Genomic DNA, 13,065 nt, shown 5'->3' with positions numbered 1-13,065 from the left:
TCACTGATCATGACATCTCCAATCGCATTCCGTCCGCTGCCACACCGACATCGTTCGGTAGCGCCGGATTCATCATCAGGAACTCGTCCAGCTGATGACCAACATGCGTCAGCAATGTCCTTCCCGGGCGAATAATGTTAACCAACTCGAGCGCGAGCGTCAGGTCATTGTGATTTCTTGGCGGCTCGGGCTTTGGAGGCGTGCTGCAGTCCAGAACCATCACGTCAGGTCGGTGCTCGCAAAGCCAATCCAGAGAGGACTCTGGAAGCCATACAGTATCGGTTAAATAAGCCAGCCGTTTCCCCTGATGCTCAATGCAGTAGCCTAATACCGGCCTGGAATGATTCAGTGGTAATGGTGTTATTTTCAACGGACCAAGATTGACAGTCGTAAACGGAACCATTGGGGTCTGGAAATCAAGAATCCCGGGATGCTTATAAAGATCATCACACCCCCGTGAATCCGATGGACCGTATACTGGCACGGTGTGTTTGGCGCCCCACCTCAGATGGAACAACCCCATCACATGATCCATGTGGTAGTGCGTAAGCAGGATTGCCTGAAAGCTTCCTGGCGGAAAAGTCTCACACAAATCCGTTCGTCCCGCGTCCAGCATCAATGTATATCCACCTGCTTTTACCAGTGCACTGCACGCCCGGCGGGCTTGGCCTGGATCGCGATTCGCGCGCTCGCAAGCCGGACAATCACAGCCATAGACGGGCACCCGACGGGCATCACCCGTACCTGAAAACTCGAATTCAAAACCCATTGGCTTCCGCTTTTTCCGTGCCAGCGTTGCAGACCGTCAAAATAGTCTTAAGATGTCCGAAGGCGGTCTCCAGCTCATCATTGTTATCGACGATCTTAGTGTCTTCAGGCATCAGATCTGCAAGGTCTGCAGACCGATTCAGGCGCCATTCGATCGCTTCTGGGCACTCTCTCCTCCGCTCCAAAAGACGCCTGCGCAGTTCCACTGGGTTCACCGTGATCAGGATCGGAACAATTCTGTCACCGTAACGGTCCCTTGCCGCATCAAAGTTGGCTCTGGAGCCATTAACCAGAACACTACAGCCCAGGTCCAGCCAACGGTCAATCTCAATACCCACGCCGTAATGATGACCGTTCGCCTGCCATGTCATCGCAAACAGACCTAGCGTTTTTCGCTTTAAAAACTCCGAAGTCGTCAGTGCCACATGGTTTTCTCCACCTGATTCAGGGGGCCGGGTGATGTAGCGATGCGCCACAACCAGCGGTGAATCAGCGAGCCGCTGTCGACACAACCGCAGAAGTGAATCCTTGCCTGAGCCGGAAGGACCCATCAGATAAAACAGCCTTGCATCCATGGTTGGCTCCACTCAGTAAACCCTCTTCCCTGCCCGCCATACCGATTCGATCAGCGGTTGCTCGCCACACTCGCTAACCAGAACTAGATCGGCGCGCTTACCTGTCTCAATGACACCACGATCATTGAGCCCTGCGCATCTGGCTGGCATTGAAGAAACCGTAGCAATCGCTTTTGGTAAATCGTAACCGTTGTCTGCCATTCGCGCGAGGCGGAAAGCTGCATCCAACATGCTAGCCGGATAGTAATCCGAGGAGAGAATATCGAGCACGCCCTCCTGAGCCAGGGTTGCCGCAGCAATATTCCCGGAGTGAGAACCACCCCTGACCACATTAGGTGCGCCCATCATCACTTTCAGACCTTTTTCGTGAGACGCTTTGGCGGCCTCAAGCGTGGTCGGAAATTCGGCAATGGTCATCTCGAAGCCTACGGATTCCTCCACGTGAGCGACCGTCGCATCGTCGTGACTGGCAAGCGCTATTCCGCGCTGGTGACAGATTTCCACGATGGCGCGGCGATTCTTATCACTATAGCGCTGGCTGTCCTCTTTTCGCGAACGGATAAACGCCTCGATCTCCTGGCTACTGATACCATGCTTGCCCATGTAGTACTCGCGGTACTTGTCCAGATTCACGAACTGCCGCTGTCCCGGGGAATGGTCCATGACAGAAACCAACTGAAGCATCGGCTGATCAATCAACGCCTGAAACATGTCCAGGGCGCCTGCGTGGCTCACTTCGCATCGGAGATGCAGAAAATGGTCCGCTCGCAGCATACCGTCCTGTCTGCCCGCCTCCAGGGCATTGACCATGGTTTCCAGCGCTTTCAGCCGGGTACTGCCAGCTATAATGTCGCCGACGGAAATCGCATCGAATACGGTGGTAATGCCAGAGGCTACGATCTGCGCATCGTGGGTAATCACAGCTGGAATGCCTGGCCAGATGACGCCCGGGCGCGGTGAAATGTGTTTTTCCAGATTGTCAGTGTGTAACTCCACCATTCCTGGCATCAGGATGGCACCAGAACAGTCTATTGCACCCGTCAGACTGGAACGGCCACGAGTAATTTCGGCAATCTGGCCGTCGCGAACAACCATACTTCCATCGAATACCTCATGTTTGGTCACGATCCGCGCGTTGGTGAGCACAAAGCTATCGGCGGCCGATAGGGCACCTGCCACCTTGGAGTGGCTCTTTTCGTGATCGGCTACGTTCATGCCTGAATCTCCTCTGCTGAAGGCTGAGCTTGTCTGGCAGCCAGTGGTATCGCTCTGTCTGCGACCTGGTTTCGTACATCGGCATCGTGAAAAATGCCCACAACTGCGGAGCCACGTTCCCGCGCTCCCTGTATCAGTTGCACCACCACCTCCCGGTTGCCGGCATCCAACGACGCCGTCGGTTCATCCAGAAGCAGGATCGGGTAATCGACTATGAAGCCCCGGGCAATATTGACTCGCTGTTGCTCACCGCCGGAAAACGTGGAAGGTGCAAGTCTCCATAGACGCTCGGGGATGTTTAACTGTCTTAGTAGTTGTTCAGCACGGGCTTGACTCTTCTCCCCGCTGACGCCAAGGCGGCGGGCAGGCTCCATCACCACATCGAGCGTTGAGACTCGTGGAATAACCCGTAAAAACTGACTGACATATCCGATGGTGTGCTTGCGAATCGCGATCACATCCCTTGGCAGGGCCGTCACCAGATCCACTTCAGCTCCGAGATGGTTCACCCATACGCGACCGGATTCCGGTTTATAGTTGGCGTAAAGCGAACGCAACAGAGAACTTTTCCCGGAACCTGAGGGGCCATCAAGCACAACGCATTCTCCCCGGCCCACTTCGAAACTGATGTTTTGAAGCACTTGATAGGACACCCCACCCTGATTATGGAGGGTGAACCCTTTGCACAGTTTGTCGACACGTATCATTGCACTCATTGTTCAATCCTTCCCTATAGCCCGATCAGTTACTCAGTACCGACGAAACCAACAGCTGCGTGTAAGGATGACGCGGGTCATCCAGTACCTGATCCGTAAGCCCCTGCTCTACCACCTTGCCTTGTTTCATAACCATCAGGCGGTGTGAAAGGAGACGGGCAACGGCAAGATCGTGGGTCACCAGCACAACGGACAACCCAAGGTCCATCACCAGATTTCGCAAAAGATCCAGCAAGCGCGCCTGCACCGACACATCCAGGCCTCCGGTGGGCTCATCCATGAACACCAGTCGCGGGCTGGTCACCAGGTTGCGGGCAATCTGCAGGCGTTGTTGCATACCGCCGGAAAAGGTGCGCGGAATGTCGTTAATGCGAGCCGTATCAATCTCAACCTCCCGCAGCCAATGTTCGCCAGCCCCCCGCAACTCGCCGTAATGCCGACTCCCAACCGCCATCAGGCGTTCGCCAATATTGGCACCGGCGCTTACGCCCATGCGCAGGCCATCGCTGGCATGCTGGTGAACCACACCCCATTCGGTGCGCAAAAGCGACCTGCGATCACTCTCTGATATACCGTAAAGATCCTGCTCGCGTTGATGCTGATTGGTGTAAAGCACCCTGCCCTGATCAGGTGCCATCGCACCGGAGAGACAGCTCAACAGGGTAGTTTTTCCGGATCCTGACTCGCCGACAATGCCGAGCACTTCGCCGGGATAAAGATCGAAGTCGACCCCGTCCACACCCTTGCCGGGTGCATAAAGTTTCCGAAGCCCCTGAACCTGCAATAGAGGTGCAATGGCCTCTGGGGCCCGCTCTGCGGCCTGATTCATGAAAGTACCTCCTCAATGTGTGAAGCCTCGGAAGACGCGTCCCGGCGACCCCGGCAGTAATCGGTATCGGAGCAGACGAAAATTCGGGCGCCCTCATCGTCGGTAATCACTTCATCCAGGAAAGAGTCCTCTGCGCCACAGAATTCACAGTTATGCTCCCAGCGTTGGATTTCGAAGGGATAGTCCTCAAAGTCCAGACTGCTGACCCGTGTGTAGGGAGGGACGGCATACAACCGCTTTTCACGGCCCGCGCCGAACAGCTGCAGCGCCGGACAGTCATCCATTTTCGGGTTATCAAATTTGGGAATGGGCGATGGATCCATAACGTAGTGCCCGTTCACTTTCACCGGGTAGGCATAGGTGGTTGCGATATGGCCGTAGCGAGCAATGTCCTCGTACAGCTTCACGTGCATGACACCGTATTCCTGAAGGGCATGCATGGTTCTCGTCTCTGTTTCCCTGGCTTCGATGAATCGCAATGGGTCCGGAATGGGCACCTGATAGACCAGGATTTGTCCAGGTGACAGAGGCGTTTCAGGAATTCGGTGGCGTGTCTGAATGACCGACGCCTCGGTGGTCGCCTCGGTGGTAGCGACACCAGCGGTGCGCACGAAGAAGCGACGGATGCTGACCGCATTGGTGGTATCGTCAGCGCCCTGATCAATCACCTTCAGCACATCATCCTGACCAATCACCGTAGCGGTCACCTGCATGCCTCCGGTTCCCCAGCCATAGGGCAATGGCATTTCACGGCCACCAAAAGGCACCTGATAGCCCGGGATTGCGACCGCTTTCAGAAGCCCGCGCCGAATCATGCGCTTGGTCTGTTCATCCAGGTATGCGAAGTTATAACCGGTCGATTCTTGGGTTTGAGCAGATTGCATTGTCATGCTTCAGACTCCTGCCTGGGGTGTGTTTCCGTGGCGGCCTGTCGAACCTCGCTGCCGCGTTTGCGCTGGTGAAATTCCCGTCGCAGCTGGCGTAGAAGCACCAGCTCTGACTGAAAATCCACGTAGTGGGGCAGCTTCAGGTGAGAGACAAAGCCAGAAGAGTCCAGGTTGTCGCAGTGCGAAAGCACGAACTCCTCATCCTGCGCCGGCGTGTTCAGCTCCTCGCCCAGGTCTTTAGCCCTCAGTGCCCTATCCACCAGCGCCATCGCCATGACTTTGCGCTCGCCCTGGCCAAACGTAAGGCCATAGCCACGGGTAAACCTCGGCGCTTCGGTGGCGGAGCCACCAAACTGGTTGATCATGTCGCACTCGGTGACATCCATGTCGCCGATAACAATGGGAAAGCCCAGTTCTTCCGGCAGGATTTCGATGGCGACGGTGCCGTACCGGATTTCACCGGCAAAGGGATGGTTGCGCCCGTAACCGCGCTGAGTGGAGTACCCCAGAGCCAATAAAAAGCCTTCGTCTCCCCGGGCCAGCGCCTGAAGCCGAGTAGCACGGTTGGCGGGATACGTCAGCGGGTCCCGGGTTATATCTCCGGGCTCATCGTCTTTGCCCGAGGTGTTCCGATCCGCTTTCGCTTCTCCGTCTGGCCCCTCGATCAGGCCTTCGCGGTTGAGCATATCCAGCACCCGCGGGCACGCCTCGACAGGCTCATCGCTCGGCTCTGGGCCCTGCGGTGCCTCGCCATTGGCCATCAGCGTGAAATCCAGCAAACGGTGGGTGTAATCGTAGGTCGGCCCCAACACCTGTCCGCCCGGTACATCCTTGTAAGTCGCGGAAATTCGGCGCTGGATAGCCATGTGGTTGGTTTCCAAAGGCTGAGACGACACAAACCGAGGCAAAGTGGTCCGATAAGCACGAACCAGGAACACCGCTTCCACCGTGTCGCCGCTGGCCTGCTTCAACGCCAGAGCGGCCAGTTCCGGGTCGTAGAGCGAGCCTTCCGACATCACCCTGTCGACTGCCAAACGTAACTGGCTCCGGATTTGAGCAATGGACAGCTCTTCAACCGAGCCGTCGCCCCGGCGGGTTTCTGCCAGCCATTCATGGGCCGCATCGATGGCCTTTTCGCCGCCTTTTACTGCTACGTACATGGTTAAACCTCCATAGTCGCGTGGCTTAGCCGGGTAGTCCGGGGCAGCGCCATCAGACGATTGCCACAGGTCAGAATCAGATCGACACCACAGGGAAAAGCCGCACGGTTGCGGGCCAGGCGCTCTATCCAGCCGTGATCAAAGCCACCGATGCCTACTGTTCGCGTGCCGCGGATGCCGGGGCCTTCCAAATTCAGCTCACCGTTATCGGCCAGACTCTCCACCTCAACGATCACTGTTGCTGACCGGTCCGGATACTCGAAGGAGCCCTGATTAAAAGCGCCTAACCGGCCGTCTCCACTACTCGTCATCAAAACGAAAGCCGCCTGCGCGGCGTCTTCAACCAGGCGACACCCACAATGAAATCGCAGTGAGCTGGAAACCTCCGATGAGAAAAGCTCGGGCTGGATCCAAACCGGGGTTTCCTGATCAAGTAACGCCAGACACACTTGATAAGTGGCGGCTGAGATTGGCGGCGGGGATTCAATCGCACCTGTCGCCATGATCGTGCCTGGCTCTGCCATGGCGGAGAGAATCTGTCGAAACACCTGTTGCGACTGATGGGTGACGTCAGCAAACCCGGCACTCAACTTGTGCTGGCTGGTAAACATTGTCTGTTGTGCGTTCACGCTCACTCCCCTCTCACCATGGTCATAAAATCAACGCGGGTTGATGCGGCTTTGCGGGCCTGCAGTGACCGTGCGGCTTGCCACTGGTCATAAAGCGGCTGGATAACGGACTGGCCAAGCTCCGGGCGCTCCTGTAACAAGGCATCGAATATCGCTGCCAACTCCGCATGGCGCCGATTTCTCCCACGCACATAGCCGAATCCCCGAGCACCAGACACCGTTTCAATAACGCATCGGGTCATGGTGGTTTCGCCCAGATTGAAAGGCTGACCGGTCCCGCCAGTCCGTCCCCGAACCATTGCCAATCCGATTTCAGGCGCTCTCAGGCTGCGGTACTCCGGGAGGTCTAGACAACCCAGGCTGTTTTCCAGCTCAGCTTCATTGGCACGAGCCAGCACCGCCATCCAGTGCTGGCGCTGTTTGATGGCCTCTTTCTCAGAGGCTTGGGGGGTCTCATTCATAGCAACTCATCTCCTTCCGTTATCAGGTTCTGACGAGGTTCAATCCGATACTCAAAACAATCTGCCCGACTGCGGGATACGCTGTACTCAATGAGATTCCCCGAACGGGTACAGAGGTTGTTGGACCGGACCTGTAATAGGGGCTTATTCCGCGGGTACTGCAGCAACGTAGACTCCTGAGCCGTCGGTAACAGCGCAGAAATCAGACCCTGCTTACGCTCGAGAGTCAGCGCGTAGGTCGCCTCCAGATAGGCATGCAGTGACCCGCCCCGGTACTGTTCAAACAGATCCGGACAATGGGCAGTTGGCAGGTAGTGCGAAATCAGCGTGACCGGCTGATTATCGACACTCCGGAGGGTATCGATCTGAAATACCCGTGTTCCGGGCTTTACCCACATTTTTGCAGCAAGCGGCGCGTCCACAGAGACAGTTTGTCGCCCTATGACAGTGGCCTTGGCGTCGTGCCCCAGGGCTTGTACCGATTCACTGAATCGACCGCGGGCACCGATCCGGTATTCCAGAGAGTGCTCCAGCACCAGGGTGCCCTTACCATGTTGGCGGAGCACCATGCCGGCATGGACAAGCTCATCCAGGGCCCGGCGGACGGTGTGCCGGTTAATGGAGAAGCGTTCAGCCAATTCGCTCTCCGGCGGCAGATAATCACCGGCTCGGAACCGGCCCCGGATTTCTCTCTCCAGCGTGTTTGCAATGTCCTGATAAATGGCCATCAGATAAACCGCTTCCGGACACATTGAGAGATGAGGTCCAGCCCTGTCACCACCACGATGATCACGATCATTACGGCGCAGGTCTGGGCAAACATGAAACCGCGCATACTTTCCCAGAGAATCACCCCGATACCGCCCGCTCCCACCATGCCGAGCACAGTTGCCGAGCGAACATTGGATTCGAAGCGATACAGGGAATAGGAAATCCACAACGGCAGTACCTGTGGAATGACGCCGAAAATGATTTCCTGAATCCCGGTGGCACCGGTAGCGCGAACGCCTTCAACAGGGCCAGGGTCAATCGCTTCGACGGCTTCGGAAAACAGCTTGGCGAGCACGCCAGTGGTATGGACGAATAACGCCAGTACCCCGGCAAAAGGCCCGAGCCCAACGGCTACCACGAACAGCATGGCAAAGACCATTTCATTGATAGCGCGGCTGGCGTCCATCAATCTTCGAACCGGTTGGTATACCCACCAAGGCACCAGATTTTCAGACGATAAAATGGCGAATGGGATAGCCAGGATAATCGCCAGAAAGGTTCCCCAAACCGCGATCTGCACGGTTGTCACCATCTCGCTGACGTAAAAGCGCCAGGAGGTAAAATCGGGAGGAAAGAAATCACCTGCGAAAGTTGCCATGTTTTCTGCGTCGTTCCAGAGCGACGCAGGCCTCATCTCCGCGCCTTCCCAGGACCAGGCCATCACAGCCAGGAAAAGCCCCCAACCGAACAACTTGATCCAGCTATGGCGAGGCAGGTTGGCGGGTGCTTTTGTTGAGACTGAAGCCGTTTGCATAAGACAGATATCCGGTTGAATGTCGCCAGCAGGCGGACCGGAGGTTAGACCTCCGGCGTATTCACTCTTAGTTGGTTGCGGCCTGTTTTTCTTCGATCGCGGCTGCACGGCGGTTAAGTGCTTTGAGCTCGCTTTCGATAACGGCGATGCGGCGAGATTTTTCGTCGGCATCGAGATGCTCTTCCGCCTGCAGACTGGCTTTCTGTTTGAACAGGGCAAGCTGGCGAATCGGAATCAGCTGGTCGTTCGAGGAAACCTTGAACGGAGCCCACTGGAGGTCTGCCAGAACGGCCTTTTCAGACTCATTCTCAGTTCCATAGTTAAAAATGAAATTCCTGACTTTGCTCTTGACGTTCTCCGGGAGGTTCTTGCGCCAGACCAGTGGGTCGGCCGGGATCAGGGGCGATTTCCAGAGAATCTTCAACTGCTCAGCTTTCTGCGGGTGAGTTTCCTGAAGGCGTGAATAGCTCTCAGTGTTGAAGGTCGCAACGTCAACCTGCTTGCTCGCAACTGCCAGGGCATTGGTTTCATGGCTGGAGTTCAGAGTGCGTTTGAAAGCGCTCTTGGCGTCAACGCCATTGGCAGCAAACACGTAATAGCCTGGCACCAGGAAGCCGGATGTAGAGTTGGGATCACCGTTACCAAACGTGAGGTCCTTGGCGTTGGCGAGAACGTCCTCAACGGTGTTCAGGTCTTTGTTATCTCGATGGGTAATGAGCAGCGACCAGTAGCCCGGATTGCCGGTTACATCGACCGTTTGGGCAAAGATTTCGCCTCCGGCACGATCAACCGCTTCCATGGCTGACTTGTTGCCATACCAGGCCACGTCAACTTTATCGAACCGCATGGCCTGGATGATGCCGGCGTAATCGGGCGCAAAAAAAGCGTTTACTTCCATACCCAGCTGATCGGACATGTCGTCCAGGAACGGATTCCACATGGTCCTGAGGTTCTGGGAGGACTCCGTTGAAATAATGCCGAAGTTCAGGGTTTTCATTTCTTCGGCCTGAACGCCAGCGGCGGCGGTTAGCGATGCTGCGATAGTCAGGCCACAAATCCATTGTTTAATCATGATGTTCCTCGTTTCGTGGTTGGGTTAATCAGGACTTATTGCTACTGCGCCATGGCGAGGCCTTCCACGGGTGTGGCGAGCACACAACGGGGTTCAGGCAGGCTATGGTTATTGAAAGAGGTGGTGCCGTAGATGTTGTTCAGTAATGCGGGAGTCAGTTCACCAGCGGCGCCATCGTAGTGAACACGCCCTTGCTTCAGAGCAAGAATTCGATGGCAATAGCTGTGTGCATAATCGATCTGGTGCAAAGTCACCAGCACAGTCTTGCCGTCCTGCTGGTTGATATCTTCAAGAATATCCATGACGCACCGAGCAGACTCGGGGTCAAGCGAGGCGATGGGTTCATCCGCGAGAATGATATCCACCTGCTGAGTCAGAGCTCTTGCGATAGCAACCCGCTGCTGTTGACCGCCAGAAAGACAAGAGGCCCGCTTATGGGCGTGATCATCCATTCCGACCCGCCGCAGCGACTCCATCGCCAGCAATTTTTCCTGTTCGAAAAAAAGGCCAAGCGTGCCGCGCCAGACCGGCACTCTTCCCAGCAAACCCATCAGCACGTTGTCTAGCACACTGAGGCGATTCACCAGATTGAACTGCTGAAAGATGTAACCAATCCGGGCCCGTGTGTGCCTGGCACGCCGGCTCAGCTTTCCTGCAAGCTGCAAAGGCTCACCCAACACCTCGACACCGCCACCGGTCTGATCCCCTTTTACAAGCCCTGACACATGTCGCAGCAACGTTGACTTTCCGGAACCAGAAGGGCCAATAAGCCCCACCATTTCGCCTTGATCAACATTGATGCTGATATTGCTGAGTGCTGCGCCGTCTTTGCCGAAGGTCTTGCTCAGGTTATGGATGCGAATGACAGGCCCCATGACGTTCCCTCTGATTTGTGGTCATCTTGTATAGACATCCTGTCGATGTCAGATGACAGAGGGGAGTCACTGATGTGACGATTTTCTTAAAGTTATGTGGCAGGATCGGCCAGATTTATGTGAATAATGACCGTCTGATTTTCTTGCCGTTTATGCCAAACTCAGACGTCCAATAACGACAATACTCACAACAGAGCCTGTTCATATGAGCGAAGCCAAGACCCACTATCGGACCTGCAATATCTGCGAAGCCATGTGCGGCCTGGAAATCAAACACCAGGGCGGAGAGATACTGTCGATCAAGGGCGACAACAACGATCCGTTCAGTCGTGGTCATATTTGCCCCAAGGCGGTGGCCCTTCAGGATTTCTACAGGGATAAAGACCGCCTGAAAACACCCCTCAAGCGCACAGCAGATGGCTGGCAGGAGATCAGCTGGAACGAAGCCTTCGCCGAAATAGCCACCCGCTTCCGCGACGTTCAGCAGGCCCACGGCAAAGATGCGGTCGGCGTGTACCTTGGCAATCCCAACGCCCACAACTTCGGCAATGCCATCATGCTGCCGCGGTTTTTCAAGGCACTGGGTACCAACAATCGTTACAGCTCCGCATCCGCCGATCAGCTGCCCCACCATGTGGCCTCCAATTACATGCTCGGTGCCGGCATGCTCATTCCCATTCCGGACATCGACCACACAGATTTCATGCTGATCATCGGAGCCAACCCGATCGTCTCCAATGGCAGCCTGATGACGGCACCGGGCGTGGGCAAACGCCTGAAGGCGATTCAGCAACGGGGCGGCAAGGTGGTGGTGGTAGATCCCCGACGCACCGAGACCGCCAAGAAGGCCGATCGGCATCTGTTCATCCGCCCGGAAACAGACGCCCTGTTCATGCTCGCCCTGGTGCACACCCTGTTTGATGAGCAGCGCGTGAATCTTGGCCATCTCGAATCCCGTATTCACGGGCTGGATAGCTTGGCGGAGGCGGTGAAGCCTTATTCACCGGAAACCGTAGCCGATGCCTGCGGCATGGAAGCAACGGCCATCCGGGAGCTGGCACGCGAGATGGCCACAGCCAAAAGTGCTGTGTGCTACAGCCGGATGGGTGCCTCCACCCAGTCTTTTGGCGGCCTATGCCAGTGGCTGAATAATGTGCTGAATATTCTCACAGGAAATTTTGATCGCCGGGGCGGCGCTATGTTTCCCCAGCCTGTTTTCGATCTGGTGCGGGATAAAAAAGGCAAACCCAGCTCTTACGGCCGCTATGAGTCCCGGGTAAGAAAGCTGCCCTACTTTAACAACGAATTCCCGGTCGCCACCCTGGCCGATGAGATTCTGACACCCGGCGAAGGCCAGATTCGGGCCATGATTACCGTCGCCGGTAACCCCGTGCTCTCCGCCCCTGGCGGGATGCGTCTGGAAGAGGCGTTTGATGCGCTGGAGTTCATGGTGTCTGTGGACATCTACCTGAACGAAACCACCCGCCATGCGGACATCATTCTGCCGGCCACAACCGGCCTGGAAGTGCCCCATTTCGACGTATTCTTCAATTCCTTTGCGGTGCGGAACACAGCCAAGTTCTCCGAGCCCATGTTCGAGAAATCGCCCGATCAAAAACATGACTGGGAAATCCTTCGGGATCTCGCCCTGCACCTGACCGGGAGGGAAGACGACGGAGTGACGCCGGAGATGATGTTGGACGCCGGCCTGAAGCACGGTGCATACGGCGCGCAAGGCATGAGCCTGGACAAACTGAAAGACAATCCACACGGCTTGGATCTGGGGCCACTACAGCCTTGCCTGGAGCAACGAATTCAAACCGAAGACGGACTCATACGAATCGCGCCCCAACTGTATCTGGACGATCTGAAACGCCTGGACGAATCGGGATTTTCGAGCCGCGAACAGGATTGCGACTATCCGTTTTCCATGATCAGCCGCCGGCTGCCCCGCAGTCACAATACCTGGACCCAGAATTCCCATCGGTTAGTCAAAGGCAAAAACCCATGCACGGTTCAGATGAATACCGCTGATGCCCAAAAGCTGGGCCTTACCGACGGGCAGAATGCGCTGGTCGTCTCCTCCACCGGTAAAATTCAGCTGCCTGTGGAATTCAACGACGATATGTTTGAAGGGGTAATCAGCATCCCTCAGGGCTGGGGCCACAACCGGGCCAACACTGCCATGACCGTTGCGGAATCGCAGCCGGGTGTCAGCATGAACGACATCACTGACTCACAGCGCATTGATGCCTTGACCGGCAACGCGGCGTTTAACGGTACGCGGGTAGCTGTGCGGGTGGCTTAAGCCGCAATGGAAAAGGTGATCCATGTGAGACCATCTTTCTCAACG

Annotated in this window: 14 protein-coding genes; 1 reads left to right on the top strand and 13 read right to left on the bottom strand. The window is 56.1% G+C overall.

The window, feature by feature from the left end; translation table 11 throughout:
* Nucleotides 1–7: 7 nt before the first annotated feature.
* The 13 genes from phnP to phnC all read right to left on the bottom strand — a co-directional run bounded on the left by phnP (nt 8) and on the right by phnC (nt 10,712).
* Nucleotides 8–769: a phosphonate metabolism protein PhnP gene (gene phnP / locus BUA49_RS13540; RefSeq protein ID WP_072798501.1), complete on the bottom strand. Its 762-nt coding sequence runs from the start codon at nt 767–769 to the stop codon at nt 8–10.
* On the bottom strand, nt 759–1,343 hold the full coding sequence (phnN, locus tag BUA49_RS13535) for a ribose 1,5-bisphosphokinase (RefSeq protein WP_072798500.1): 585 nt from the start codon (nt 1,341–1,343) through the stop codon (nt 759–761). Before phnN ends, phnP begins: the two co-directional genes overlap by 11 nt.
* Nucleotides 1,344–1,355: 12 nt before the next feature.
* Nucleotides 1,356–2,558, bottom strand: coding sequence for an alpha-D-ribose 1-methylphosphonate 5-triphosphate diphosphatase (locus BUA49_RS13530; RefSeq protein WP_084063589.1), 1,203 nt, complete (start codon nt 2,556–2,558; stop codon nt 1,356–1,358).
* Complete coding sequence (phnL, locus tag BUA49_RS13525) at nt 2,555–3,274, bottom strand: phosphonate C-P lyase system protein PhnL (protein WP_072798498.1); 720 nt, start codon at nt 3,272–3,274, stop codon at nt 2,555–2,557. The genes BUA49_RS13530 and phnL overlap by 4 nt, the downstream gene beginning before the upstream one ends.
* 25 nt (nt 3,275–3,299) lie before the next feature.
* Nucleotides 3,300–4,103 carry a phosphonate C-P lyase system protein PhnK gene (phnK, locus tag BUA49_RS13520; protein WP_072798497.1) on the bottom strand — a complete coding sequence of 268 codons (804 nt, stop codon included), beginning with the start codon at nt 4,101–4,103 and terminating at the stop codon, nt 3,300–3,302.
* Nucleotides 4,100–4,993: an alpha-D-ribose 1-methylphosphonate 5-phosphate C-P-lyase PhnJ gene (locus BUA49_RS13515; protein ID WP_139248789.1), complete on the bottom strand. Its 894-nt coding sequence runs from the start codon at nt 4,991–4,993 to the stop codon at nt 4,100–4,102. Before BUA49_RS13515 ends, phnK begins: the two co-directional genes overlap by 4 nt.
* Nucleotides 4,990–6,150 (bottom strand): carbon-phosphorus lyase complex subunit PhnI, encoded by a 1,161-nt coding sequence (locus BUA49_RS13510; protein ID WP_072798495.1) that lies wholly within the window; start codon nt 6,148–6,150, stop codon nt 4,990–4,992. The genes BUA49_RS13515 and BUA49_RS13510 overlap by 4 nt, the downstream gene beginning before the upstream one ends.
* Nucleotides 6,151–6,152: 2 nt before the next feature.
* Nucleotides 6,153–6,779, bottom strand: coding sequence for a phosphonate C-P lyase system protein PhnH (phnH, locus tag BUA49_RS13505; RefSeq protein ID WP_084063588.1), 627 nt, complete (start codon nt 6,777–6,779; stop codon nt 6,153–6,155).
* 2 nt (nt 6,780–6,781) lie between these two features.
* A complete protein-coding gene (phnG, locus tag BUA49_RS13500; protein WP_072798493.1) occupies nt 6,782–7,240 on the bottom strand; it encodes a phosphonate C-P lyase system protein PhnG in 459 nt (152 codons plus the stop codon).
* A complete protein-coding gene (phnF, locus tag BUA49_RS13495; RefSeq protein ID WP_175547590.1) occupies nt 7,237–7,968 on the bottom strand; it encodes a phosphonate metabolism transcriptional regulator PhnF in 732 nt (243 codons plus the stop codon). Before phnF ends, phnG begins: the two co-directional genes overlap by 4 nt.
* Nucleotides 7,968–8,765: a phosphonate ABC transporter, permease protein PhnE gene (phnE, locus tag BUA49_RS13490; protein WP_072798489.1), complete on the bottom strand. Its 798-nt coding sequence runs from the start codon at nt 8,763–8,765 to the stop codon at nt 7,968–7,970. Before phnE ends, phnF begins: the two co-directional genes overlap by 1 nt.
* A gap of 67 nt (nt 8,766–8,832) precedes the next feature.
* Complete coding sequence (gene phnD / locus BUA49_RS13485; RefSeq protein ID WP_072798487.1) at nt 8,833–9,837, bottom strand: phosphonate ABC transporter substrate-binding protein; 1,005 nt, start codon at nt 9,835–9,837, stop codon at nt 8,833–8,835.
* A 41-nt stretch (nt 9,838–9,878) separates the two neighbouring features.
* Complete coding sequence (gene phnC, locus BUA49_RS13480; protein WP_072798485.1) at nt 9,879–10,712, bottom strand: phosphonate ABC transporter ATP-binding protein; 834 nt, start codon at nt 10,710–10,712, stop codon at nt 9,879–9,881.
* Between the two features lie 205 nt (nt 10,713–10,917).
* On the opposite strand from phnC, the gene BUA49_RS13475 reads away from it, so the two are divergent.
* Nucleotides 10,918–13,020, top strand: coding sequence for a molybdopterin-dependent oxidoreductase (locus BUA49_RS13475; RefSeq protein ID WP_072798484.1), 2,103 nt, complete (start codon nt 10,918–10,920; stop codon nt 13,018–13,020).
* The last annotated feature ends 45 nt before the right edge of the window (nt 13,021–13,065 follow it).

It is taken from the genome of Marinobacter antarcticus (assembly GCF_900142385.1).
In the GTDB taxonomy this organism is placed as follows: domain Bacteria; phylum Pseudomonadota; class Gammaproteobacteria; order Pseudomonadales; family Oleiphilaceae; genus Marinobacter; species Marinobacter antarcticus.
Note: the sequence above shows the minus strand (reverse complement) of the source record. Positions and strands in the feature narration are given on the sequence as shown.